18 protein-coding genes are annotated in these 24,453 nt (G+C 74.7%); 8 read left to right on the top strand and 10 right to left on the bottom strand.

Going from position 1 to position 24,453, the window contains the following annotated elements; translation table 11 throughout:
* Positions 1-33: 33 nt before the first annotated feature.
* Together solA and CP973_RS16445 are read left to right on the top strand one after the other, a co-directional pair.
* Positions 34-1,239, top strand: a complete 1,206-nt coding sequence (gene solA, locus CP973_RS16450; RefSeq protein WP_150241423.1) for an N-methyl-L-tryptophan oxidase — start codon at positions 34-36, stop codon at positions 1,237-1,239.
* Positions 1,236-2,474: an aromatic ring-hydroxylating oxygenase subunit alpha gene (locus CP973_RS16445; protein ID WP_150241421.1), complete on the top strand. Its 1,239-nt coding sequence runs from the start codon at positions 1,236-1,238 to the stop codon at positions 2,472-2,474. The genes solA and CP973_RS16445 overlap by 4 nt, the downstream gene beginning before the upstream one ends.
* Here the strand turns inward: CP973_RS16445 and CP973_RS16440 are convergent.
* The 7 genes from CP973_RS16440 to CP973_RS16410 all read right to left on the bottom strand — a co-directional run bounded on the left by CP973_RS16440 (position 2,362) and on the right by CP973_RS16410 (position 13,060).
* Positions 2,362-7,089 carry a coiled-coil domain-containing protein gene (locus CP973_RS16440; RefSeq protein WP_150241419.1) on the bottom strand — a complete coding sequence of 1,576 codons (4,728 nt, stop codon included), beginning with the start codon at positions 7,087-7,089 and terminating at the stop codon, positions 2,362-2,364. The two genes, CP973_RS16445 and CP973_RS16440, sit on opposite strands and share 113 nt — an antisense overlap.
* Before the next feature lie 81 nt (positions 7,090-7,170).
* Complete coding sequence (locus CP973_RS16435; protein WP_150243669.1) at positions 7,171-8,082, bottom strand: hypothetical protein; 912 nt, start codon at positions 8,080-8,082, stop codon at positions 7,171-7,173.
* A gap of 130 nt (positions 8,083-8,212) precedes the next feature.
* A complete protein-coding gene (locus CP973_RS16430) occupies positions 8,213-9,757 on the bottom strand; it encodes a hypothetical protein (RefSeq protein WP_150241417.1) in 1,545 nt (514 codons plus the stop codon).
* 56 nt (positions 9,758-9,813) lie between these two features.
* Positions 9,814-10,467 (bottom strand): pyroglutamyl-peptidase I, encoded by a 654-nt coding sequence (gene pcp, locus CP973_RS16425; protein ID WP_150241415.1) that lies wholly within the window; start codon positions 10,465-10,467, stop codon positions 9,814-9,816.
* A 70-nt stretch (positions 10,468-10,537) separates the two neighbouring features.
* Complete coding sequence (locus CP973_RS16420) at positions 10,538-11,506, bottom strand: DUF979 domain-containing protein (RefSeq protein ID WP_150241413.1); 969 nt, start codon at positions 11,504-11,506, stop codon at positions 10,538-10,540.
* A complete protein-coding gene (locus tag CP973_RS16415; protein ID WP_150241410.1) occupies positions 11,503-12,213 on the bottom strand; it encodes a DUF969 domain-containing protein in 711 nt (236 codons plus the stop codon). Before CP973_RS16415 ends, CP973_RS16420 begins: the two co-directional genes overlap by 4 nt.
* 121 nt (positions 12,214-12,334) lie before the next feature.
* A complete protein-coding gene (locus CP973_RS16410; protein WP_150241409.1) occupies positions 12,335-13,060 on the bottom strand; it encodes a GntR family transcriptional regulator in 726 nt (241 codons plus the stop codon).
* Between the two features lie 253 nt (positions 13,061-13,313).
* Between CP973_RS16410 and CP973_RS16405 the strand changes: the two genes are divergently transcribed.
* From CP973_RS16405 to CP973_RS16395, 3 genes are read left to right on the top strand one after another with little or no spacing between them, the layout of a single operon-like run.
* A complete protein-coding gene (locus tag CP973_RS16405; RefSeq protein ID WP_150241407.1) occupies positions 13,314-14,090 on the top strand; it encodes a LamB/YcsF family protein in 777 nt (258 codons plus the stop codon).
* Positions 14,087-14,776, top strand: coding sequence for a 5-oxoprolinase subunit PxpB (gene pxpB / locus CP973_RS16400; RefSeq protein WP_244409526.1), 690 nt, complete (start codon positions 14,087-14,089; stop codon positions 14,774-14,776). Before CP973_RS16405 ends, pxpB begins: the two co-directional genes overlap by 4 nt.
* Positions 14,773-15,660, top strand: coding sequence for a 5-oxoprolinase subunit C family protein (locus tag CP973_RS16395; protein ID WP_150241405.1), 888 nt, complete (start codon positions 14,773-14,775; stop codon positions 15,658-15,660). Before pxpB ends, CP973_RS16395 begins: the two co-directional genes overlap by 4 nt.
* Before the next feature lie 39 nt (positions 15,661-15,699).
* On the opposite strand, the gene CP973_RS16390 is transcribed toward CP973_RS16395, so the two are convergent.
* On the bottom strand, positions 15,700-19,335 hold the full coding sequence (locus CP973_RS16390) for a hydantoinase B/oxoprolinase family protein (RefSeq protein WP_150241403.1): 3,636 nt from the start codon (positions 19,333-19,335) through the stop codon (positions 15,700-15,702).
* Between the two features lie 344 nt (positions 19,336-19,679).
* Here CP973_RS16390 and CP973_RS16385 point away from each other — a divergent pair, with 344 nt between their 5' ends.
* From CP973_RS16385 to CP973_RS16375, 3 genes are read left to right on the top strand one after another with little or no spacing between them, the layout of a single operon-like run.
* Entirely contained in the window at positions 19,680-20,543 is an 864-nt protein-coding gene (locus tag CP973_RS16385; RefSeq protein WP_150241401.1) for an isocitrate lyase/PEP mutase family protein, read from the top strand.
* A 14-nt stretch (positions 20,544-20,557) separates the two neighbouring features.
* The gene (locus CP973_RS16380; protein WP_150241399.1) at positions 20,558-21,010 is read left to right on the top strand and encodes a hypothetical protein; all 453 of its coding nucleotides are present in this window, start codon (positions 20,558-20,560) and stop codon (positions 21,008-21,010) included.
* 58 nt (positions 21,011-21,068) lie between these two features.
* Complete coding sequence (locus tag CP973_RS16375) at positions 21,069-22,112, top strand: bile acid:sodium symporter family protein (protein WP_150243665.1); 1,044 nt, start codon at positions 21,069-21,071, stop codon at positions 22,110-22,112.
* On the opposite strand, the gene CP973_RS16370 is transcribed toward CP973_RS16375, so the two are convergent.
* Both CP973_RS16370 and CP973_RS16365 read right to left on the bottom strand, forming a co-directional pair.
* A complete protein-coding gene (locus tag CP973_RS16370; protein ID WP_150241398.1) occupies positions 22,009-23,310 on the bottom strand; it encodes a glycosyltransferase in 1,302 nt (433 codons plus the stop codon). The two genes, CP973_RS16375 and CP973_RS16370, sit on opposite strands and share 104 nt — an antisense overlap.
* The gene (locus tag CP973_RS16365; protein WP_150241396.1) at positions 23,307-24,434 is read right to left on the bottom strand and encodes a glycosyltransferase family 4 protein; all 1,128 of its coding nucleotides are present in this window, start codon (positions 24,432-24,434) and stop codon (positions 23,307-23,309) included. Before CP973_RS16365 ends, CP973_RS16370 begins: the two co-directional genes overlap by 4 nt.
* Positions 24,435-24,453: the final 19 nt, after the last annotated feature.

The raw sequence follows: 24,453 nt of genomic DNA, 5'->3' as shown, positions 1-24,453 counted from the left end.
CCCGCACGTGTTCCACCGATCCGGGAGGTCCGCTTGTCCCCCACCTATGACGTGATCGTGCTGGGCCTCGGCGGCATGGGCAGCGCCGCGGCCCACCACCTGGCCGCGCGCGGTGCCCGCGTACTGGGCCTGGAGCGGTTCGGGCCGGTGCACACGCGCGGCTCCAGCCACGGCGGCTCGCGCATCACACGCCAGTCGTACTTCGAGGACCCGGCGTACGTACCGCTGCTGCTGCGCGCCTACGAGCTGTACGAGGAGCTGGAGCGCGCCACGGGGCGGCGGATCGCCACGCTGTGCGGCGGGGTGATGCTCGGGCGGCCGGAGAGCCGTACCGTCGCCGGGTCGCTGCGCTCCGCCCGTACCTGGGACCTGCCGCACGAGATGCTGGACGCGCGGGAGGTCCGCCGCCGCTTCCCGACGCTGACGCCGGGCCCCGGCGAGATCGGGCTGTACGAGGCCCGCGCCGGGTTCCTGCGCCCGGAGAACACCGTGGCGGCACAGCTCCAGCTCGCCACCCAGAACGGCGCCGACCTGCGCTTCCAGGAACCGGTCACCCGGTGGGAGGCGCTGCCGGGCGGCCGGGGCGTGCGGGTGCACACTCCCGAAGACGCCTACACGGCGGGCCAGTTGGTGGTCTGCCCCGGCGCCTGGGCGCCGGAGCTGCTGGCCGGGCTCGGGGTGGCGTTCACCGTGGAGCGCCAGATCATGCACTGGTTCGAGCCCGCCGGCGGCACCGGCCCGTATGTCCCGGAGCGGCACCCCGTCTACATCTGGGAGGACGCCGACGGCGTACAGATCTACGGGTTCCCCGCCATCGACGGGCCGGGGCACGGTGCGAAGGTGGCGTTCTTCCGCCGGGGGGCCGTCTGCACGCCGGAGACCATCGACCGGACCGTGTACGACGACGAGGTGCGGGCGATGGCCGGGCAGGCGGCCCGGCTGCTGCCGTCGCTGCCCGGCCGCCACCTGAAGTCCGTCACCTGTATGTACACCAACACCCCCGACGAGCACTTCGTCCTCGCGCGGCACCCCGCGCACCCCGACGCCGTCACCGTGGCCTGCGGCTTCTCCGGCCACGGCTTCAAGTTCGTGCCGGTGGTGGGCGAGATCCTCGCCGATCTGGCGCTGAGCGGGCACACCGCGCACCCGGTCGGCCTGTTCGCACCCGAGCGCCTGGCCGCCGCCGCCCCGGCCACCGCCCCCTCGCCCGCCCCGTCCGCCCCAGGAGGCGTCCGATGACCCTCGCCCCCGAGACCGCCGGAGCCACCGGGTCCGCCCCGGCCGCCAGCCTCGCCGCCACGTTGCCCGGCGCCTTCTACACCGACCCCGAAACGTTCCGCCAGGAACAGCAGCACCTCTTCGAGTCGCTGTGGTTCTGCGCGGTGCGCGCCGCCGACCTGCCGCGGCCGGGCGCCTTCCGTACGGTCCAGGCCGGCCGCGAGAACGTGCTGATCGTCCGCGACCGGCGCGGCGGCTTCGGCGCGTACCTGAACGTGTGCCGCCACCGGGGCGCCCGGCTGTGCACCGAGGAGTCCGGCGAGGTGCGGCGCAACCTCCAGTGCCCGTACCACGCCTGGACCTACGACCTGGACGGGCGGCTGGTCGCCGCGCCCAACCTGCAACGGATGCCGGACGTGGACCGCGCCGAGCGCGGGCTGCTGCCCGTCCGGCTGCGCGAGTGGCTGGGCTATGTGTGGGTGTGCCTGGCCGACGAGCCGCCGTCGTTCGAGGAGACGGTGATCGGCGCGGTCAGCGAGCGGCTGGGCGGCGCGGAGGCGATCGGGCGCTACGGGATCGACGGGCTGGCCCTCGGGCGGCGCATCACCTACGACGTGCGCGCCAACTGGAAGCTGATCGTCGAGAACTTCATGGAGTGCTACCACTGCGCCACCATCCACCCCGAACTGACCGACGTCCTGCCGGAGTTCGCGGACGGGTTCGCCGCGCAGTACTACGTGGGGCACGGCGCGGCGTTCGCGGACGAGGCCGAGGGGTTCACCGTGGACGGCAGCGGCGGCTTCGCCCGCATCCCGGGCATCGGCGAGGACCAGGACCGCCGCTACTACGCCATCACCGTACGCCCGCAGGTCTTCCTCAACCTCGTGCCGGACCACGTCATCGTGCACCGGATGTTCCCGCTGGCCGCGGACCGCACGGTGGTGGAGTGCGACTGGCTCTACGCCCCCGAGGTGGTCGCCTCGGGGGCCGATCTGTCGCGGTCGGTGGAGCTGTTCCACCGGGTCAACACACAGGACTTCGCGGCCTGCGAGCGGACCCAGCCCGCGATGGACTCGCGGGCCTACCGGGCCGGCGGGGTGCTCGTCCCCAGCGAGCACCACATCGCCGACTTCCACCGGTGGGTCATCCGGCTGCTGCCGGGGGCTCCTGACCCTCCTGAGATTCCTGGTGTTCCCGGGACGCCTCGGGCTCCGGCCGCTCGTCCTCGGGACGGCGGTACATCCGCGTCGCCGTGATCTGCCCGTGCACCGGCTCCGACTCCGGGTCCTGCTGCGGCAGACCGGGGCGCAGATGCTCCTCGACGCTGATGTACTTCAGCCCGGCCCGCAGGTCCGCGTCGTTGCGCAGGCGGATGACCAGCGGGAACTCGGCGAGTGCGGTGGTGTCGAAGAGGCCGGTGGTGTAGAGGAGCTGGACGCCCAGCGCGTCGGCGACGGCACGCTGGAGCTCCAGCAGATACGTCGCGTTGGCGCGGCCGATGGGGTTGTCCAGGAACAGCGTGCCGGCGTGCCGCTGCTTGTCGCGGCCGCGGTCGTTGCTGCGCAGCGCGGCCATGGTGCAGTACAGGGCGATGGCCGCGGTCAGCAGCTGGCCGCCGGAGAACACGTCGCCCATCTGCCCGACCGGCACGCGCTCGGCGCGCAGCACCGCGTCCGGCTTGAGGATCTCCACCGCCACGCCGCGCGGCTGGAGCGCCGCGCTGACGCCGCGCAGCAGCAGGGACATGCCGTCCCGGCGCAGGTCGCTGTTCTTCTTGACCGCCGAGCGGGTGGCCTCGTCGATGACCTCGCCCAGCCGCTCGGTGAGGGTGGCCTGGTCCGGGTCGTCGAAGCGGATGCGCAGGAACTCCTGCCCGGACCACTCCCCCAGGCCCCCGGGCAACTGGGACAGGCGCTGGGCCGAGCGGAGCGTCGCCAGCGACGACTCGACCAGGCCGCGCAGCCGGTCCACGATGCTGTCGCGGTTGCGCTCCAGCTGCTCCAGCTCGTCGGTGAGCACCCGCAGCCGGGGCGCGAAGGCGTCGGCCCACTTGGCCGCGTGGTCGGGCAGCGCCGCCGCGGGCAGTTCCCGGATCTGCTGCCGGGCGGGCGTGCGGACCTGCTCGTACTTGGTGGAGTTGGCGTGGCGTACGAGCACGTCGCCGGCCTCGCGGACCGCCGCCTCGGCCGCCGACAGGTCGCTCGCGCAGCCGCGCAGCGACCGGCGGGACTCGGCCGCGGCCTGCCGCGCGTCCTCCAGGCGTCCGGCGTACGGCTCGGGGCGCTCGCCCTCGTCCTCCTGCGTGTCGCGCAGCAGATCGCGCAGCATGGCGGCGATCTCGTCGAAGCCGGCGGCGGCGTCCTCGGCGGCGCGGTGGGCGCGCAGCAGCTCGGTGTGGGTGGCGCGGGCGGTCTCCAGCGCGTCGTCGGCGGTGGCCAGTTCGGCGTTCGCGGTGCGCAGCAGTTCCTTCGCGCGGTCCGCGTCGGCGGGGATCATGTCCTCGGGCAGCTCGGTGTGCGCCTCGCCGTCGGCCGGGGCGAGCCGCTCGGCCTCGCCGCGCAGGCGGCCGAGCTGTTCGCTGGCGGCCGAGGCACGTGACTCCAGCCGGGAGACCAGGGCCTCGGCGCGGGCGGCGGCGGCCTGCCGGGACGGCCCGTCGGCGGCGTCCGGACTCTCCAGGAGCTGTTCGGCGCGCGTGCGGACCTTGTTGGTGAGACGGTTCAGCTCGGCCAGCGCGGCGCTCTCGTCGCCTTCCGCGCGGGCCTGTTCGGCGCGCAGGTCGGCGCCGACGCCCACCTTCTCGTACACCTGGGAGGCGGCGCGGTACGCCTCGCGGAGCGCGGGCAGGGAGGCGGCCGTGGGCTCGGTGCCGTCCTCGCCGATGTCGTCCGGCACGCCCGCGATCTCGGCGCGCTCGGCGCGCAGCGCGTGGGCCGTGCGCCGGGCGTCGTCGGCGGCGCGCTGGGCGGTACGGCGGTCCTCGTCCGCGGCCCGCGCCCGGTCCACGCACTCCTCGGCGCGCGCCTCCAACTCGGCGCTTTCATCGGCGAGTTCACGCAGCCGGGCTTGCCAGTTGGCGCGCTCGCGCAGCCGGTGGGCGAGCCCGGCGAGGGCGTCGGCGACCCGGCGGGCGCGCTGCGCGGCCTCCTGCCGCTGGTCGCGCACGCGCGCGGCTTCGGCGGCCTCCTCGTCGGCCTCGGCCCGTACGGCACGCACCTCGGCCAGCTCGGCGGCGGCGGTGTCCGCGGCCGTACGGGCTTCCTCGGCGGCGGTGGCCAGTTCGGCGAGGCGGCCGGGCGGGCAGCCGGTACGCCAGGAGGAGAGGCGGGCGGCGAGCGCGCGGTCACCGGCCAGCCGGGCGGCCAGCGTGCGGATCTCCTCGTCGCGCTCTATGGCGCGGGCCCGCAGCGCCCGGCGCTCCTCGTCGGCGGCGGACTCGTCGTGCATGGCCGGGTTCGGCGGGACGAGGAAGACGCCGCTGTCCTGGGCGTCGGGCGCCGGGGTGGGCGCGAGGAGGGCCGCGGCGGTGCCGACGGCGACGGTGGAGCGCGGCAGCAGCGCGGCCTGCGCGAGCACGTCGCGGGCCCGTGCGTGGGTCTCCGGGTCGGTGATGATGACGCCGTCGACCAGCTCGGGGCGGGCGGCCAGCACCCGGGTGTGGTCGGCGGGGTCGACGGACTGGGCCAGATAGCGCCAGCCGGGCAGCGCGGGGACGCCGTGCTCGCCCAGATACTCGACGGCGGCGAGCACATCGGGCCCCGGCGGCAGCAGGCCGCCATCGCCCAGCGCGCCGAGGATGCGGGCGTCGTCCGCGGCGGCGGTGCGCAGGTCGAAGAGCTGGCGCTCGGCGGAGGCCACGCTCTCGTCGAGCAGTTCGCGCAGGTCGTCGGCGTTGCGGTCGAGTTCTTCGGCGGTCAGGGGACCTTCGGAGGCGGGGCGGCGGACGCGGTGGGGTTCCTCCGGGCTGTCCGCGGGCTGTCCCGTACGGGGTCCGGGCACGCCCGCCTTGGGCGCTGCCTGCGGCAGTCCCAGCAGGTCGGCGAGGCGCTGCTCGGCGCCGATCGACTCGGCGGCCCGGCGCTCGGCCTCGTACGCCCGCTCCGCGGCCTGGGCGGCGTCCTCGGCGCGGGCGGCGGCCAGTTCGGCGGCGGCGAGCCGGGTGGCGGCCTCCCGGGCCCGGTCGGCGGCGGCGGTCGCGGCCTCGCGCGCCGCGTCCCAGCCCTCGACCGTGGACTTCTCCGCGTCCGACGCGGCGAGCGCGGCGCGGGCCGGGTCGGCGTCCGGCGCCGAGTCGTCGAGCCAGCCGGCCCGGACGGCCTCGGCGGTCTCCTGCTCGACCTCGGCGAGCCGCTGCTTGAGGTGTTCGGCCTCGCTGCGGGCGCGCTGGGCGTGGGTGGCGGCGGCGGTGGCGTCGCGGTGCGCGGTGTCGCTGGTCTCCTGGAGGGCGGCCGAGCGCTCCTCCTGCTCGTTGGCGATGCCCTCGCTGACGTCGGCGGCGGCCTGGAGGGCGCGCACCAGCTCGCCGGCGGCCTTCGAGCGGGCGGCGAGCGCGGGGGCGGCGTCCCGCTCGGCCTCGCGGATCGCGGCGGCGACGCGGGTGGCCCGGTCGGCGGCGGCACGGTGGCGCAGCACGATCTCGGCGGCCTGCCAGGCGGAGTGCAGCGTCCGGGCGTCGTTCAGCTCGCGGCGCTGGGCGGCGGCGCCCTTCTCGGCGGCGGCCAGGGCCAGCGAGGCGTGCCGGTAGGCCAGCTCGGCGGAGATCAGGGCGCGGCGCTCGCGCACCCGCTCGGCGTCGGTGACCGCGTGCGCGGCGGTGGCGACCTGCTCGGCGAACTCGGCGGCCCGGCCGCGCTCCTCGGTGCCGCGGGCGTGCAGCCGCTGGGCCAGCGTACGGGTGCGGCGCTCGGCACCGGCGTGCACGTCACGGGCGGTCTCGCGCTGCTCGGCGGCGTCCGCGATGCGCGACAGCAGATCCAGCGACCCGGCCGTGAAGTCGCGCTCGGCGGTCAGCTCGGCGCGGCGGCCCAGCTTGTGCGCGAAGCCGTGCACGAGGTCGGCGAGGCCGTCGGTGTCGCGGGTGTCGGTAACCGCGCGCAGCAGCAGGTCGGTGAAGTCGGAGTCGTTCTTGACCGCGAAGAGGCCGGCCGCCTCGCCCTCGTCGGCGTTCATCTCCCGCTGGTAGCGGAACAGTTCGGGGTCCAGGCCCAGTTCACCGAGGTGCTCGTTCCACCGCTCGTGGATCTCGACCCAGGAGACGTCCAGGTTGGGGTAGTTCTTGCCGGCCTCGACCAGGGCGTCGCGGAAGCCCTTCATCGTACGGCGGCGGCCCCGGGCCCCCGAGGCGCCCTCCGCCGACTCGCCGCGCGGCCGGACGACGGTGGCCTCGGCGACCGGCAGCGAGTCCAGGCTCATGCCGGGCCCGGGCCGGAAGCTGTACCACGCCTCGGCGAACTTGCGCGGGTCGTTGGAGACCTGCCGCCCGCGCCACTCGCTGACCTTGCCGACCACGATGGACTCGCCGGTGCGGGTGTGCTGCCACTCCAGGGCGACATGGCCGCAGTCGTCGGCGAGCAGGAACTTGCGCAGCACGCCGGAGCTGGCGCCGCCGAGGGTGTTGCGGTGGCCCGGCAGCATCACCGAGAAGATCAGCTTGAGCAGGACGGACTTGCCGCCGCCGTTCTCCAGGAAGAGGACGCCGGCGGGGGCGGGCCGGCGCGGCGGGCCGACCGGCTCGTCCTCGAAGAAGTCCGCCTGCGCCGGGGCCGGATCGGGCACCGGCGCGCCGACTCCCCGCAGGTCCAGCACGGTGTCGGCATAGCGCGCACCGGCGGGCCCGATGGAGTAGAGGCGGACCCGGGACAGCTCGTACATGGCGGCGGACTCTCGTTGTGTGGGCGGACGGTGGTCGGTGGACGGAAGGTCGGTGGGGCCGGTGCGCCCGGCCCCGGGCGGTCAGGAGGAGTGGAAGGGCAGGCCCGCGTCGGAGACCAGCTCCAGGTCGTCGGTGTCCTCGGCGGGCAGCAGGGTGGCGCTGCCGTCGCTGACGGGGACCACGCCCAGCTCCAGCAGCTCGGCCATGGCGGCGCTGCCCGCCATGTCGCGCACCTGGAGCTGGTAGCGGGCGGTGGTGCGGTAGGCGCCGCCGGCGTCGTCGCCGGTGCGCTGGAGGAAGCCGGAGTCGACGAGGAAGGCGACGGCCTTGGCGATGATGCCGGTGGTCGAACCGGCCAGCCGCCGCGCGTCCTTGGTGGCGCCGGTCGCGCTGCGCCGCGCGTACGTCCGCCAGGCGGCCTCCAGGCCGGGGGCGCCGGTGGCCGGGTCGGTGTTCTCGCCCTGCTCCTCGGCGCGCTCCTCCAGGCGGCGGCAGGCCTGCCGCACGAAGGCGTCCACGCCGTTGACGGTGATACGGCCGATGTAGCCGTCGTCGGCGAGGTCCTCGGGGCGGGGGAAGGCCAGCGCGGCGACGGCCAGGTGGGCCAGGCCGTGCAGGAAGCGGTCGGCGGAGTCGGCGGAGGCGCGGCGGGCGTAGTCGCCCATCCGGACGGCGAAGACGGAGTCCTCGTCGGCGGTGACGGCCATGCCGGCGCGCGGGGACACCTCCAGGACGACCAGGCCGAGCCCGGTGGCGACGGCGTCGGCCAGGCGCGCGAAGGCGGGCTCGTCGCGGTACCTGCGGAGCAGTTCGGTGTACTCGGCGTCGCGGGCGGGCAGCAGCTTGGGCTGGAGCCCGAAGGAGACGAGCCGGGCGGCGTCCGCGGCGTCGGCGGGCGTCACGGGCGTGGGGCCCGCGGGCTCGGCGGGCGCGGACCGGACCGGCTGCTCCGCCGGGGCGGACCACGCCGCCTGCTCCGCCGCGCCGGGCAGGTCCTCCCGCACCGGGTCCTCGGTGCCGTCCCCAGCGCCGGTTCCGTACTCACTCACGCCCGTACCTCCATGCGAACTTCCTTGGGACGCCGTGCCGTTGGCGTCGTGCGCGCTTCCCGTCCGGCCGGCATCACGCGACCTCCGAGCGGTCCGCGGCCATGCCCGCCGCGTCCAGCAGGGCCTTGCCGACGATCAGGTCGGCGCCGCCGAACTCCGGGTCGTCGAGCACGGTGCCGTCGTCGACGGCGAAGAGCAGCTGCTGTTCGCCCTGGCGGTAGGCGGTGCCGACCGGCGGGCTGGCCGCGTGCACCGCCAGCAGGGCGACCAGATACGCCAGGTCCGGATCGCCGCTGTCGCGGGCCTCGGCCAGCAGGCCGGACAGCCGGCGCGGCGCGTCGGCGGGCAGGTCGAGCAGCGCCTGGGCGGCTTCCAGCTGCTCCTCGGAGAAGCGGCTGTCGTCCGGGGTGGCGATCAGGTCCGGCTCGGGCATCTCGGCACCGAGGTGCTCGCGCTCGACGGGCGGCTGGAACAGCAGGCCGACGAGGTCGCCGAGCCGTACGGAAGTGCCCGTACGAAAGCCCGTGCCGCGCGCGAAGAAGGCGTCGGTGACCCGGATCGCCTGCTCCACGGGCAGCGGCAGGACCGGGGCGACCAGCTGGCCGTACAGGTCGAGGCCGGAGCGCCCCGCGGGCGGCGCGAACGCCTGGCGGTCCTGCTCGGCGCGGAAGAGGGGGCCGGCTTCCAGCAGCCGGGACTGGAGCTGGGTGTGCCGGCGGATGCAGTCCTTGACGATGTCGACCAGCTCGGCGGCGCGGCGCTTGTGCTCCTGGTCCTCGGCCTCGTCGCGGGCCTTGCGGATGTTGGTCAGGATGGCGTTCTCGTGGCGGTAGCGCTCGGCGACGTGGTCGAGGGCTTCGGTGATCATGTCGGGGACGGCGCGCAGCCAGTCCACCGCGCGGACGTTGCGGCGGGTGGCGTCGAGGGTGCGGCGCAGGGTCTCGGCGTACTGCACGGTGCGGTAGCGGGCCTGCTCGGCGGCGAGCTGGGCGTCCGCCAGCCGGCCGCGGCTGATGAGCACCTCCAGCTTGACCTCGGCGGCGATCTGGGCGCTCGTCACGTCCGTGTCCAGCGCGCCGACCAGGACGTTGACGGCCTCGTCGGTCGTACGGAGGTAGACACCGCCGCCGGGGCCCGGGACCTCCTCGATGAGCTTGAAGTCGTAGTCGCGGCGGATGTACTCGCCCTCGGGGCCGAAGGTGCCGTACACGGCGCGGAAGCCGCGGTCCACGCTGCCGACGTTGATGAGGTTCTCCAGCACCCAGCGGGCGACGCGCTCGTGCTCGGCGGCGGGGCGGTGCGGGGTCTGCGCGGCGACGCGCGGCAGCAGCCTGGCCACTATCTGCTCGTGGTCGGCGCCGGTGTCGAAGTCCATGTGCAGGGTGACCAGGTCGATGGCGGCGAGCGCCACCTCCGCCATCGCATACACCCCGTACTCACCGGCGAGGTTGGCCTTGCGCGCGTCCAGGTCGTGCAGCGGGGCCGTGCACGCGAGGGCGCGCAGCCGGCGGGCCAGGCCCTCGTCGGCGGCCGGGCCCGGCGCGGGCCGGGCGGCGCCTTCGGGCCGGGCCGGGCCGTTGAGCTGGGACGCAGCGGTCCCCGGGGCAGGAAAAGTCACGTCGCACAGAGTAGGCGCTCACACTGACAACGGACGAAACGGCACGGGCCCCGGCGTCAGTGCGTGGCGCCGCCGACGACCTTGATGTCCGTATTTGTGCGTGCGGCGGTGGCGGCGATCACACGCAGTCCCTCGGCGGCGGCGCTCACCGGGAGTGAGGGCAGCGACCGGTCGGTGACCTGTCCGGGAGCGTACGGCACGTGCACGAAGCCGCCGCGCAGCGCGGGCCGCTCGGTGGCGATCAGGTGCATCAGGTCGTAGAAGACGTGGTTGCAGACGAAGGTGCCGGCGGTGTTCGAGACGGAGGCGGGCAGCCCCGCCTCGCGCACGGCGGCCACGCACGCCTTGACCGGCAGCGCCGCGAAGTACGCGGCGGGGCCGCCGGGGACGATCGGCTCGTCGATGGGCTGGGCGCCGGAGACGTCGGGGATGCGGGCGTCGTCGATGTTGACGGCGATCCGTTCCACGGTCAGGTCGGGGCGGCCGCCCGCCTGGCCGACGCACAGCACGATGTCGGGGTCGTGCGCCGCGACGGCTTCGCGCAGCGCGGTGCGCGAGCGCCCGAAGACGCAGGGCAGTTCGACGGCGGTCGTCTCCAGACCGGCGGGCGGCTCGGCCGCGGCGGTCCGCACCGCCTCCCAGGAGGGGTTGGAGCTCTCGCCGTCGAAGGGCTCGAATCCGGTGAGCAGGACGCGGGTCGTGCGTGTCATGGCGTTCCCTGTGGTCCGTGAGCCACGCGGCGCCCCCGGTCGCGCGCGGTTCGGTTGTGCGGTGGGCGGGTCAGAAGGCGAACAGGGCCATGACCACGATGTTGCAGCCGAGCAGGATGCCGGCGGTGGGGAGTTGGGCCTTGATCGGGCCGTACTGGTCCTTCAGTTCCAGCAGGGCCGCCGGGACGATGTTGAAGTTGGCCGCCATCGGGGTCACCAGCGTGCCGCAGAAACCGGCGAGCATGCCGATGGCCAGGACGGCGGGCGCGCTGCCGTGGAAGTGCTCGATGAGCACCGGCCAGCCGACGGCCGCGGTCATCACCGGGAAGGCGGCGAACGCGTTGCCCATGATCACGGTGAACAGGGCCATGCCGACGCAGTAGACGATGACCGCGACGTACAGCGAGTCCTTCGGCAGGATCGAGGTGGTCACCTTGCCGACCTGGGTGCCGACGCCGGAGAGCTGGAAGATGGTGCCGAGGGTGGCGAGCAGCTGCGGCAGCAGCATCGCCCAGCCCATCGCCTCCAGCATGGAGCGCCCGGCCTGCACGGGCACCGCTATCCGCTTCTCGCGCAGCATGATCATGCCGACGACGAGGGCGACGACGGCGCCGATGCCGAGCCCGAGGATGGTCTCGCTGCCCTCCTGGAGGATCGGTTCACCGCCGATCGAGAGCTTCTTGACGACGACCGCGCACAGCAGCGCGACGACCGGGATGGCCAGCGCGGGCACGAACAGCCTGTTGCCCAGCTTCAGCGCGCTCGCCTCGCGCTGTCCGGGCGTGGTGGTGCGCGGTGTGCCGCGCCCGGTGAACCCGAAGCCGGCCAGCACGATCATGAGCAGCACGGCCGCGCCCAGCGGTTCGGCGGGGGCCTTCTTCTCGACCACCCATGTGCTGTAGACGAAGCCGGCGCCGAGCAGGCCCCAGAAGGCGGCGGTGCCGAAGCGCTTGGGGTTGCTGCGGTCGGTGAGCATCTGGGAGGCCATCACCAGGAAGCTCAGGCCGACGAGCCAGTAGAACCACTCTGCCTTGATCACTTGGCTGCTCCCTCGACGGCGACGGGCTCGATGTTGGCGGCGACCAGCTCGCGTTCCAGGTACCGGTCCAGGCGCAGCAGCCGCCAGCCGTGCACGGCCAGGGCGCACAGCGCGGTCGGGATGGCCCACAGCGCCAGGTGCAACGGCTCCAGGTGGGTGTTGTACGTGGTGTTGACGAAGCTGGTGATCAGCAGGATCGAGCCGACCGCGAGGAAGACGTCCTCGCCGAAGAACAGCCCCACGTTGTCCGCGCTGGCGGAGAACGAGCGGACCTTTTCCCGGGACTTCTCGGTCAGCCGCCCGTGCTTGCGCTCGGCGGCGCCCTCGGCCATCGGCACGGCCAGCGGGCGCACGGTCTGCGCGTGCCCGAAGACGTGGGTCAGGCCGACGGCCGCGCCGACCTGCCGCATGCCCAGGTACAGGGCGAGGAAGCGGCCGGTGGTGAGCTTGGCGAAGCGGGCGATCAGCCGGCGGGCCTGCTCCTGGAGGCCGTAGCGCTCCAGGAGGCCGATCACCGGCAGGGTGATCGCGAAGATCGTCACTGCCCGGCTGCTCGCGAAGCCGGAGCCGAAGGCCGCCAGGACCTCCCGCGGCGACAGACCGCCGAGCAGGCCGGTGACGATGCCCGCCACGCCCACGACCAGCAGGGCATTGCGTTTGGTGGCGAAGCCGACCACGACCACGAGCACGCCGAGAAGCACGATCATGGGTCCGCCTTCCGCATACGGGACCTCACGCGGACCGTGAGGAGGATGCGAGGAGGCTAGGTTATTGTTCAACGATCCGACAAGGGGTTGACGGAAGCGAAATATCAGTGCTCCGAGCGCCCTATCGAGCGGCGATGCGCTGGGCGTACGCCCCCGACAGCTGGGCCCGCGAATCCTCCAGATAGGACACCAGCAGCCGCTCCGCCTCGGCCGCGTCACCGGCCTGGAGCGCTTCGATGATCTGCCGGTTGCGGGTCAGGTACGGCGCGTGGAAGCGGCGCGGATCGTCCATGACGTGGAAGACCAGCCGCAGTTCGGCGAGCACGCCGCGCATCAGCTCGTCCATCCGCGGGCTGCCCGCCAGCCCCACCACCGCCTGGTGGAAGCGCAGGTTCGCGGTGCCCAGATCGCGCCAGGCGCGCTCCTCGAAGGCGGCCTCGCCGGCCAGCACGGCGGCCTCCATCGCGCCCACCGGGTGCGGCGGCTCGCCCAGGCTGCGGACCGCGGCGCACTCCACGAGCGTACGGACGCGGTAGATGTCGTCCAGGTCGGCCACCGTCACGATGCGCACGAAGACCCCGCGGTTGAGCTGGTGCACCAGCAGGCGTTCGTGCGTGAGCAGCCGGAACGCCTCGCGCAGGGTGTTGCGGGACACCCCAAGGGCCCCGCCGATGCTCTCCTCGGACAGCCGCGCGCCGGGCGGGAAGTAGCCCTCGGTGATGCGGTCCCGGAGAATGTCGGCGACCCGCTCCGCGGTGCTGGAGCGCCCCAGCAGCACCCGGTCCCCCGCCAGCTCCGAGACCTCGGCGAGCCGCCGCCGATCGTCCTTCGCCACCTTGCCCGCCATCGCCGTCCCCGCCTTCCGCCCCGGTGTGCACCCCGTGTGCTGTGAGCGGCAGTCAATCCCAGATGGCAGAACGAGACAACACACCTCTTGTCGGATCGTTGAACGATCGCCTACGTTGGCCCCATCACCGGTCGGCCCGAGTGCCCTCAGGGGGAGAGCCACTACGGATACGGGCCGACCGGTCCCGCAACCAGTGACCCGCCGCCCGTGCGCCAGCTCGCGCGGCCTCCTTCGGAACGGACGTACGACTTACATGAGCGACCCGGTGACCGCCCCCCTCGTCGACCTCAACGCCGACCTCGGGGAAGGCTTCGGACGCTGGCAGCTCACCGACGACGAGGCGCTGCTGTCCGTCGTCACCAGCGCCAACGTGGCCTGCGGCTTCCACGCGGGGGACCCGAGCACCATGCGCCGGGTCTGCGAGCTGGCCGCCGAGCGCGGCGTCGTGGTCGGCGCCCAGGTCTCCTACCGGGACCTCGCGGGCTTCGGGCGGCGCGCCATGGACGTACCGCCGCGTGAGCTGGCCGACGAGATCGCGTACCAGATCGGCGCGTTGGAGGTCTTCGCGCGCGCCGCCGGGACCCGGGTCGGGTACGTGAAGCCGCACGGCGCGCTCTACAACCGCTGTGTGCACGACGAGGCGCAGTCCGCCGCCGTCCTGGAGGGCGTGCGCACCGCCGGAACCCCCCTGCCCATCCTCGGCCTGCCCGGCTCCCAGTTGCACGAGGCGGCCCGCCGCGTCGGCTTGCCGGTCATCGGCGAGGCGTTCGCCGACCGCGCCTACACCCCAGAGGGAACGCTGGTATCGCGCCGCGAACCGGGCGCCGTTGTCCACGACCCCGACGAGGTCGTCAAGCGCGCGCTGGGCATGGCGACGGAGGGCACGGTAACGGCCGTCGACGGCAGCACCGTACGGATCGAAGCGCGCTCCCTGTGCCTGCACGGCGACACCCCCGGCGCCGCCGACCTCGCCCGGCGGGTGCGCGACGAGCTGACCGCGGCCGGCGTGCGGATCGGCAGCTTCGCGTGAGCACCGGCAACGGCGCCGCCCGTACCCGGCTGCCGCTGCGCCCGCTGCCGGTCGGCGACCACGGGCTGCTGGTCGAACTGGACGACGCGGCGGCCGTCGAGGCCTTCCACGCCGAGCTGCTGCGCCGCGCCGCCGCCGGCACCCTGCCCGCGGTCCGCGAGATCGTCCCGGCCGCGCGCACGGTCCTGCTCGACGGCCTGGCCGACCCCGGCCGGCTGGCCGCCGAACTGCCCGGCTGGGACGTGCCGCCGGCCACCGCCGACGACCGCCCGGCCGTCGAGATCCCGGTGCGCTACGACGGACCGGACCTCGCCGACGTGGCCGCCCTGTGGGACACCACCCCCGAGGACGTGGTGCGCATCCACTCCGGTACGGAGTTCCACGTGGCCTTCTGCGGGTTCGCGCCCGGCTTCGGCTATCTGACGGGGCTGCCCGAGCGTCACCACGTGCCGCGCCGGGCCACACCGCGCACCAGGGTCCCGGTCGGCTCGGTCGCGCTCGCGGGCCCGTACACCGGGGTCTACCCGCGCTCCTCCCCCGGCGGCTGGCAGCTCATCGGCACCAGCGACGTCGAGCTGTGGAACCCGGACCGCGAACCGGCGGCCCTGCTCTCCCCCGGGACACGCGTCCGCTTCATACCGGTCACGACGGAAACGTCCGCAGCGTCGCCCCGGGAGGCACGATGACCGACCGCGCCTTCTGCGTCCTCCGCGCCGGAGCCCTGACCACCGTCCAGGACCTCGGCCGCGCCGGGCACGCCCACCTCGGCGTGCCGCGCGCGGGTGCCCTGGACGAGCCGGCCCACCGGCTGGCCAACCGCCTCGTGGGCAATCCCGAGACGGCCGCGACCCTGGAGACGACCCTGACCGGCTGTGCCGTACGGGTCCGCACGGCCACCGTCGTCGCGGTGACCGGAGCCCCGTGCCCCGTCACGGTGGACGGCCGCCCCGCCCCCTGGGGCGCACCGGTCCCCGTCCCGGCGGGCGCGGTGATCGACGCCGGTCCCGCCACCGCCGGGCTCCGCTCGTACCTCGCCTTCGCCGGCGGCGTCGCGGCGGAGCCGGTGCTCGGCAGCCGCGCCGCCGACCTGCTGTCCGGGCTCGGGCCCGCGCCGCTGTCCGACGGCGGCGTGCTGCCGCTCGGCGACCCGTACGGCCCGCCCGCGCGGGTGGACGCCGTCGTGCGCGCGGGCCTGCCGGCCGCGGAGCTGGTGCTGCCGTGCGTCCTGGGGCCGCGCGACGACTGGTTCACCGAGGCGGGCCTGCGCACGCTGGCCACCGGGCGCTTCCGGGTGTCCTCGGCGAGCAACCGCATCGGGCTGCGCACGGAGGGCCCGCCGCTGGAGCGGCGCAAGGACGGCGAGCTGCCCAGCGAGGGCATGCCGCTGGGGGCGCTCCAGGTGCCGCCGGACGGCCTGCCGGTGCTGTTCCTCAACGACCATCCGACGACCGGCGGTTACCCGGTCGTCGGGGTGGTGCCGGAGCGGTTCCTCGCGGCGGCGGCCCAGGCGGTGCCGGGGACGCCGGTGCGGTTCGTGCCGCGTCCGGCGCGCTCCTCCGGACGGGGCTGAGCCGGGCGCACCCGGGTCGGACGGACCCGGGCCGGACGGCTAAGCCTCCGGCTCCTCCGGTTCCCCGTACCCGCCGCCCCCCGGTGTCCGGATCACCAGTACGTCCCCGACGCCGATCTCCGCCACGTCGCACCCCTGGAGCGCCTCCTCGGTGCCGTCCGCCCGCCGGATCAGGTTGGCGCCGGTCGCGCCCGGTCCGCCGCCCGCCATGCCGTACGGCGGCACCCGCCGGTGGCCGGTCAGCAGCGCCACGGTCACCGGCTCCAGGAAGCGCAGCCGCCGTTCGGCGCCCCGGCCGCCGCGCCAGCGCCCGCGCCCGCCGCTGCCCTCCCGTACGGCGAAGCTCTCGACCCGCACGGGATAGCGCCACTCCAGCACCTCGGGGTCGGTCAGCCGGGAGTTGGTCATATGGGTCTGCACGGCGTCCGCGCCGTCGAAGCCGTCGCCCGCGCCGGAGCCGCTGGCGACGGTTTCGTAGTACTGCACCCGGTCGTTGCCGAAGGTGAGGTTGTTCATCGTGCCCGAGCCCTCGGCCTGGACGCCGAGCGCGGCGTAGAGCGCGCCGGTGACCGCCTGTGAGGTCTCCACGTTGCCCGCGACGGTGGCCGCGGGGAACTCGGGCGCCAGCATGGAGCCGGGCGGGATGCGGACCTCCACCGGCTTCAGGCAGCCGCTGTTGAGCGGGATGTCCTCGGCGACGAGCGTACGGAAGACGTAGAGCACCGCGGCCATCACCACCGAGCTGGGCGCGTTCGCGTTGCCGGGCAGCTGGGGCGAGGTCCCGGCGAAGTCCAGCACCGCGCCGCGCGCTTCCCGGTCCACGGTGAGCGCGACCTGGATCACCGCGCCGCCGTCGGTCTCGTAGCGGTACGCGCCGTCCTCCAGGCGCGCGATGATGCGGCGTACCGATTCCTCGGCGTTGTCCTGGACGTGTCCCATGTAGGCGCGCACCACGTCGAGCCCGAACTCGCCGATCATCTTGCGCAGTTCGCGGATGCCCTTCTCGTTGGCGGCGATCTGGGCCCGCAGGTCGGCGATGTTGGCGTCCGGGGCCCGCGAGGGGTACGGCCCGGCGGCGAGCAGGGCGCGCGTCTCCTCCTCGCGCAGCCTCCCGTCCCGTACGAGCAGCCAGTTGTCGAAGAGGACGCCCTCCTCCTGGATGGTGCGGCTGAAGGCGGGCATGGAGCCCGGGGTGATGCCGCCGATCTCGGCGTGGTGGCCGCGCGAGGCGACCAGGAACAGCAGCTCCCGCCCGGCCTCGTCGAAGACGGGCGTGACGACGGTGACGTCCGGCAGGTGCGTGCCGCCGTGGTAGGGGTCGTTGACCGCGTACACATCGCCCGGCCGCATGTCGCCCGCCCCGCGCCGCCGCTTCAGCACCTCCTTGATGGACTCCCCCATCGACCCGAGATGCACGGGAATGTGCGGGGCGTTGGCGATGAGATTGCCCTCGTGATCGAAGAGGGCACAGGAAAAGTCCAGCCGTTCCTTGATGTTGACCGAGTGGGCGGTGTTCTCCAGGCGCACGCCCATCTGCTCGGCGATGGCCATGAAGAGGCTGTTGAAGACCTCCAACAGGACCGGGTCGGCGTCGGTGCCGACCGCCGTGCCGCCCGCGCGCGGCCGGGACCGGGTCAGCAGCAGATGGCCGCGCTCCCCCGCGCGCGCCCGCCAGCCCGGGTCGAGGACCGTCGTCGCGTCGTCCTCGGCGATGATCGCGGGGCCGGTGAGCGTGTCGCCGGGGCGCAGGTCGTCGCGGGCGTACAGCGCGGTGTCCTGCCAGCGCCCCTGCGCGAACATCCGGACCCGCGCCACCGGCGCCAGCTCGCCGGTCCGCTCCCCCGTCGGCACCTCGTGGTCGGCCGTGCCGCCCGGCGCGCCGACCGCCTCGACCGAGACCGCCTCGGCGATCAGCGGCTTGTCCATGGTGAAGGCGTAGCGCGCGCGGTGCGCCTCGACGAACTCGGCGGCCATCGCCCGCGGCGTGTCCAGCGCCACGGCGAGGGCCGAGTCGGTGCCCGCGTAGCGCAGCATGACGCGGGCCCGGGTGGTGATGCTCTCCTCCGGCACGCCGTCGGCGAGCAGATCGCGGCGGGTCCGGCCGGCGAGCCGGTCGCAGACGCCGTGCACCTCCGCGACGGCCGTGGCGTCCGACTCCGGGTCGATCTCCACCTCGACGGCCTGCTCGCGCATGGCCGTCGCGTCGGCGACCCCGATGCCGTACGCGGACAGCACGCCGGCCAGCGGCGGTACCACGACCGTGCCGATGCCCAGCGCGTCGGCGACCGCGCAGGCGTGCTGGCCGCCCGCGCCGCCGAAGCTGGTGAGGACGTAGCGCGTGACGTCGTAGCCGCGCTGCACGGAGATCTTCTTGACCGCGTTGGCCATGTTGAGCACGGCGATGTCCAGGAACCCGGCGGCGACCTCCTCCGGGCCGCGCCGGTCACCGGTGGCCGCCGCGGCCTCCTCGGCCAGGCGGACGAAACGCTCCCGTACCGTCGCGGCGTCCAGCGGCTGGTCGCCGTCCGGGCCGAACACCGCCGGGAAGTGCGCCGGCTGGACGCGGCCCAGCATCACGTTGGCGTCCGTGACGGTCAGCGGGCCGCCGCGGCGGTAGCAGGCGGGGCCCGGCACCGCGCCGGCCGAGTCGGGGCCGACCCGGTAGCGCCGCCCGTCGAAGTGCAGGACGGAGCCGCCGCCCGCCGCGACGGTGTGGATGTTCATCATGGGCGCCCGCATCCGCACGCCCGCGACCTCATTGCCGAAGATCCGCTCGAAGGAGCCCGCGTAGTGCGACACGTCGGTGGAGGTGCCGCCCATGTCGAAGCCGATCACCCGGTCGTACCCGTCGTCCGCCGCGGCGGAGGAGCGGGCCATGCCGACCACGCCGCCCGCGGGGCCGGAGAGCACCGCGTCCTTGCCGCGGAAGTGCGCGGCCTCCCGCAGCCCGCCGTTGGACTGCATGAACATCAGCCGCACGCCGGGGAGTTGGCGCGCGATGCCGTCCACGTACCGGCCGAGGATGGGCGACAGATAGGCGTCCACCACCGTGGTGTCGCCGCGCGGCACCAGCTTCATCAGCGGGCTGACCTCGTGGGAGCAGCTGACCTGGGCGAAGCCCGCCTCCTTCGCGAGGGCGGCCACCGCCTTCTCGTGGTCCGGGTGGCGGTAGCCGTGCAGGAGCACCACCGCCGCGCTGCGCAGCCCGTCCGCGTACGCCCGGGCCAGCTCCGCCCGCACCGCGCCGGTCTCCAGCGGCCGTACCACCGCGCCCCGCGCGTCCACCCGCTCCGGGACCTCGATCACCCGCGCGTACAGCGCCTCGGGGAGCACGATGCGCCGGTCGAAGATCCGCGGCCGGTTCTGGTAGGCGATGCGCAGGGCGTCCCGGAAGCCCTCGGTGGTCACCAGCACGGTCGGCTCGCCCGTGCGCTCCAGCAGGGCGTTGGTCGCCACGGTCGTGCCCATCTTGACCACGGCGATCCGCTCGGCGGGGACCGGCGCTCCGGGCGCCAGGCCCAGCATCATCCGGATGCCGGCCACGGCGGCGTCCTCGGCGTCGTCCGGGCGGTGCGAGAGCAGTTTGCCGGTGACCAGTCTGCCGTCGGGCCGCCGGCCCACCACATCCGTGAACGTGCCGCCCCGGTCGATCCAGAACTCCCAGCGTCCCGTCATGCCGCCATTGTGACAGCGGAGTTGGCGGGCCCGGCGATTTCCGCCCGGCCGCGCGCCTGCCCGGCCCGCCCGGCCCGGCACGGCGGGCCGTCCGGCACCGGCGGCACCCTCCGGCGTAATTCATCTCATCGCTTTTACGCCCCCTTGACCTTTCAGGGAAACGTTACTTCGGCGGTGTTTCCATCGCCCCATATTAATTCCACAAATACCGCCCTGGCCTGCGGCGTTTCCTCAAACGAGTGTTGCTGCCCGGAATCCTTTTACTCCCTCTTGGTTTCCTGGCACCGTCAATTCCACGACACCCCAAAGGCTCGCGACCGGCGAGTCCGGGAGGCGGGAGAAGCATGCAGTACGGCAGCGCCCTGCGCGAGGCGGTCCGATCGCCTCGTACGACACCGCTCATCGGCATCTACGACATGTATTCGGCTTCCATCGCGGCACAGCACTACGACGGGATGTTCGTCTCGGGGTTCGGCTTCGCCGCGTCCCATTACGGTCTGCCCGACATCGGTTTCATCGCCTGGCCGGACATGGTGCACTTCGTGGAACGGCTGCGCCTGGCCTTTCCGGCCCACCACCTGCTCGTGGACATCGACGACGGCTATGTGGACCACGAGGTCGCCTGCCACGTCGTCCAGCGCCTGGAGCGCTGCGGCGCCTCCGGGGTGATCCTGGAGGACCAGCGCAGACCGCGCCGGTGCGGTCACGCGGAAGGCAAGCTGATCCTCCCCCTGGAGGAGTACCTGGACAAGCTCAACCTGGTGCTCAGCAGCCGGAAAGACCTGGTCGTGGTGGCGCGTACGGACGCCACGGAGGAGGCGGAGATCATCCGGCGGGCGGCGGCGCTCGCCGAGACCGACGCGGACGTCGTCCTCGTGGACGGGGTGCGCAGCGTGGAGTGGATCGAACGGATCCGGTCCGTGGTGGGCGCCAAGCCCCTGCTGTTCAACCAGATCGCGGGCGGCAAATCACCCCGCCTGTCCCTCACCGAACTGACCGAACTCGGCGTCGACGTGGCGATCTACAGCACCCCGTGCCTGTTCGCCGCGCACGGCGCCGTCGAAGGCGCCCTGGTCGACCTGAAGGCCGCCGACGGGCGGCTGCCCGACACGGGCAGCAGCGGCAGCGTCGAACTGAAGGTGGCCACCGAGCTGTTGGAGCGCAACATCAGCAGGCGGCGGACGCACCGCGAACCGGCTCCCGTCTGAGACGAGGTTCCCGTATGGCACCGAACCCCTCCCGGGGCGGCGCCGGGCGGCTCCGGGACCGTGTACAGCGGTCCCGGGCCGTACGCCCGTCCACACTGGCCGTCGCCGTCGCGGTGGTCACGGGCGTGCTGTGGGGCGGCGCCGCCGCCCAGGCCGCCCCGCAGTCCCCGCCCCTCCCCCCGCACACCCCCCAGCCGTGCGCGCCCTCCGACGACGAGGAAGAGCCCCCGGCGCCGCCCCGCGGCGGCACGGCCGTCGGCCTGCTGGTGGTCGACAACTCCTCGGCCGACTCCTGGCTGGAGGTCGACCGGACGCTCAACACCCTGCTCGCCGGCAAGGGCACGGCGGGCAGCGACCACGACGGTGGCGGCGGCGCCATCGACGTACGGACCCGGGACGCGACCGGTCCCGGCGCCGACCCCGCCCGCGTCGGGCACCCGCCCTGGCAGACCGGCGACGATGAGTGAGGCGGCGCGCGGCTCCCGGCCCCGGGCCCGCCCGGGGCGGGCGGACCGGCCGGAGCGGGTGGGCCGGCCGAAGTGGGCGGCCCGGCTGCGGCGCGCGGTCGACCCGTACGTCGCCGCCCTCCTCGGTACGGTCCTGCTCGCCACCCTGCTGCCCGCGACCGGACGGGGCGCCGCGGCCGCCGGCACCGCCGCCGACCTCGCCGTCGGGCTGCTGTTCTTCCTCTACGGGGCGCGGCTCTCCACCCGGGAGGCGGTGCGCGGGCTGCGGCAGTGGCGGCTGCACCTGCTGACCGGGGCGAGCACCTTCGTCCTGTTCCCGCTGCTCGGCCTGGCGGCCGGCGGCCTCGTCCCGTTCCTCCTCACCGACCGGCTGTACGTGGGGCTGCTCTTCCTGTGCGTCGTCCCCTCCACCGTCCAGTCCTCGATCGCCCTGACCTCCACGGCCCGGGGCAACGTCCCGGCCGCCATCTGCGCCGGAACGTACTCCAGCCTGGTCGGCATGGCCGCCACCCCGCTGCTCGCGGCCTGGCTGATCGGCTCCGCCCTCAATTTCTCGGCGGCCGGGCCGGTGGCCATCGCCACCCAGCTCCTGCTGCCGTTCGCCGCCGGGCAGGTGCTGCGCCGCTGGGTCGGCGGCTTTCTCGCCCGGCACCGGAAGCCGCTCGGCCTGGTGGACCGCGCGTCGATCCTGCTCGTCGTCTACACCGCGTTCAGCAAGGGCGTGACCCAGGGCATCTGGCACCAGGTCACCCCCGCCCGGCTGCTGGCCCTGCTGCTCCTGGCGGCGGGCCTGCTGGGCACGGCACTCGTCACGACCTCGTTCGCCGCGCGCCGGCTGGGGTTCTGCCGGGAGGACCGGATCACCATCGTCTTCTGCGGCTCGAACAAGAGCCTGGCCACCGGACTGCCCATGGCGGCGGTGCTGTTCGGCGGCGCGGCGGGCCTGGTCATCCTGCCGCTGATGCTCTACCACCAGCTCCAGCTGGTGGTCTGCACGGTCATCGCCGCCCGCTGGGCCCGAGGGCCGGCCGCGCCGGCCGCACCGGACCCGTCCCCGCGGCTGCCGGCCCGGCCGGCCGGCCCGGGGGAATCTCCGGGCTGACGGCGGGCGGCGGGATCTTCGCGGACGCGTCGTGCGCCGCGAGGAAGGCCGCGGTCGCGGGCTGCCATCCGTACCCCTCCGCGCGCTGCCGGGCCGCCGCCCGGCGGTGCGCCTCGGGGCGGGCGAGGACGCGCAGCACGGCGTCGGCGTACGAGGCGCCGTCGTCGAGGGCGGTGTCGCCGCCGCTGCCGACCAGAGCGGCGAGGGCCGACGCGGCGCCGGCGACGACCGGGGTGCCGCAGGCCAGGGCCTCCAGGGCGGCCAGGCCGAACGTTTCCGCCGGTCCGGGCGCCAGCGCCACGTCCGCGGCCGCCTGGAGGGCGGCGAGTTCGGCCGGATCGGCGAGGTGTCCCAGGAACGCCACGGGCAGCCGCTCGGCCCGTGCGCGGGCCGCCAGACGGGACCGCAGCGGCCCGTCCCCCGCCACCACCAGCGCCGCGTCCACGCCCCGCCACCGCAGCTCCGCCAGGGCGTCCAGCGCGCGTCCCGGCCGCTTCTCCGGTGACAGCCGCGAGCACAGCAGCAGGAGCACGTCCGCCCCGCCCGCGCACCGCCGCCGCAACTGCGGACTGCGCAAACCCGGGTGACGAGCCGTCAGGTCCACGCCCAGCGGCGCGCGTACGACATTGCGCGCCCCCAGCCGGGTGAACTCGGCCGCCGCCCACTCCGTCGTGCAGACCACCCGGCTGTAGGAACGCGCCGTCCGCAGGTTGGTCCGGTCGGCGGCGGCGCGCGCCGGTCCGCGCGGTACGCCCCAGGCCCGCAGCACGCCGTCCACGCTTTCGTGGGACACCATCACCGCCGGGACCCGGGCCCGCCGCGCCCACTCGCCGGTCCACCGCAACGTCGTACGGTCCGAGACCTCCAGGCGGTCGGGGGCCAGCGCCTCCAGGACGCGCCGTACGCGGCGCCGGTCGGCCAGCACCCGGTAACCGCCCGTCCCGGGCAGGACCGGGCCGGGCAGGGTGATCACCCGGCCCTGGTCGGTGAGCTCGTCGCGTACGGCGGGGCCGGGAACGATCAGGACCGGTTCGTGGCCCGCGGCGCGGTATCCGGAGCCCAGGGCGCGCAGCGCGGTGCGCAGCCCGCCCGACTCCGGGGTCACGAAGTTCGCGAGCCGTACGATGCGCAGTCCGGCGCCGGTGTAGCGGGTCTCGTCGGGGACGTGGGGCGCGAAGGTGCCCGGTCGCGCCGTCATGCGGCCACCGCCGTCCGGCGCGCGAGCACGTCCTCGTAATGGCCCAGCAGTTCGTCGCCGACCACCTCCCAGGTGCGGTGCTCGACCGCCGCACGGCCGGCCGCGCCCAGCCGTGCCCGTGCGGCCGGATCCCCGGCCAGCCGCTCGACGGCGTCCCGTACCGCCTCCCCGTCCCCCGGCGGCACCAGCAGCCCCGTACGGCCGTGTTCCACGAGGTCCAGCGGGCCGCCCGCCGCCGGCGCCACGACGGGCACCCCGGCCGCCATCGCCTCCTGGACGGCCTGGCAGAACGTGTCGTAGCGGCCGGTGTGCACGAAGACGTCCAGTGAGGCCGTCAGACGGGCCAGCTCGTCGCCCGTGCGGCGCCCGAGGAAGCGCACACCGGGCAGGGCGGCGCGCAGGCCGGGGGCGCTGGGCCCGTCCCCGATCACCACGGTCCGTACGCCGGGCAGCCGCGAGACCGGGGCCAGCAGCCGCACCTCCTTCTCCGGCGCGAGCCGCCCGACGTACCCGACCAGCAGGTCCCGGCCCGCCGCGAGCGAGCTGCGCAGCACCTCGTCGCGCCGGGCGGGGTGGAAGCGCGTGGAGTCCACGCCGCGCGGCCACAGGCGTAGCCGGGGTACGCCGTGCGTGGCGAGGTCGTGCAGGGCGGAGCTGGACGGCGCCAGGGTGCGGTCGGCGGCGGCGTGCACGGCCCGCAGGCGCCGCCAGGCAGCGGCGCCGCCGGTGCCCAGGTAGGCACGGGCGTAGCGGGCGAGATCGCTCTGGTAGACGGCGACGACGGGCACGCCGCGCCGGGCGGCGGCCGTCATGCCCCGCGCGCCGAGGACGAAGGGACTGGCCAGGTGCACGACGTCCGGAAGGTGCCCGTCCAGCGCGGCGGCCAGCCGGCGGCCGGGCAGCGCCACCCGGACCTGCGGGTAGCCCGGCAGCGGCACCGAGGGCACGCGGACCACCGGGCAGGGGCCGCCCCGCCCGCCGTCCGGCGCCCCGTCGGCCCCGAGCGGGGCGACGACGAGCAGGTCGTGACCGCGCCGCACCAGGTGCCGGGCGGTTTCCAGGGCGCAGTGGGCGACGCCGTTGACGTCGGGCGGGAAGGACTCGGTGACGATGACAACACGCATAGGCCTTTTGTCGGCCCGC

Source organism: Streptomyces albofaciens JCM 4342 (assembly GCF_008634025.1).
Lineage (GTDB): Bacteria > Actinomycetota > Actinomycetes > Streptomycetales > Streptomycetaceae > Streptomyces > Streptomyces albofaciens.
Note: the sequence above shows the minus strand (reverse complement) of the source record. Positions and strands in the feature narration are given on the sequence as shown.

Excerpts from the sequence above, each read along its gene's own strand:
- CP973_RS16440 (WP_150241419.1), bottom strand. The coding sequence starts at position 7,089 with ATGTACGAGCTGTCCCGGGTCCGCCTCTACTCCATCGGGCCCGCCGGT.
- CP973_RS16370 (WP_150241398.1), bottom strand. The coding sequence starts at position 23,310 with ATGACGGCGCGACCGGGCACCTTCGCGCCCCACGTCCCCGACGAGACC.
- CP973_RS16445 (WP_150241421.1), top strand. The coding sequence starts at position 1,236 with ATGACCCTCGCCCCCGAGACCGCCGGAGCCACCGGGTCCGCCCCGGCC.
- CP973_RS16415 (WP_150241410.1), bottom strand. The coding sequence starts at position 12,213 with ATGATCGTGCTTCTCGGCGTGCTCGTGGTCGTGGTCGGCTTCGCCACC.
- CP973_RS16395 (WP_150241405.1), top strand. The coding sequence starts at position 14,773 with ATGACCGACCGCGCCTTCTGCGTCCTCCGCGCCGGAGCCCTGACCACC.
- CP973_RS16385 (WP_150241401.1), top strand. The coding sequence starts at position 19,680 with ATGCAGTACGGCAGCGCCCTGCGCGAGGCGGTCCGATCGCCTCGTACG.
- CP973_RS16365 (WP_150241396.1), bottom strand. The coding sequence starts at position 24,434 with ATGCGTGTTGTCATCGTCACCGAGTCCTTCCCGCCCGACGTCAACGGC.
- CP973_RS16410 (WP_150241409.1), bottom strand. The coding sequence starts at position 13,060 with ATGGCGGGCAAGGTGGCGAAGGACGATCGGCGGCGGCTCGCCGAGGTC.
- CP973_RS16405 (WP_150241407.1), top strand. The coding sequence starts at position 13,314 with ATGAGCGACCCGGTGACCGCCCCCCTCGTCGACCTCAACGCCGACCTC.
- pcp (WP_150241415.1), bottom strand. The coding sequence starts at position 10,467 with ATGACACGCACGACCCGCGTCCTGCTCACCGGATTCGAGCCCTTCGAC.
- CP973_RS16390 (WP_150241403.1), bottom strand. The coding sequence starts at position 19,335 with ATGACGGGACGCTGGGAGTTCTGGATCGACCGGGGCGGCACGTTCACG.
- CP973_RS16380 (WP_150241399.1), top strand. The coding sequence starts at position 20,558 with ATGGCACCGAACCCCTCCCGGGGCGGCGCCGGGCGGCTCCGGGACCGT.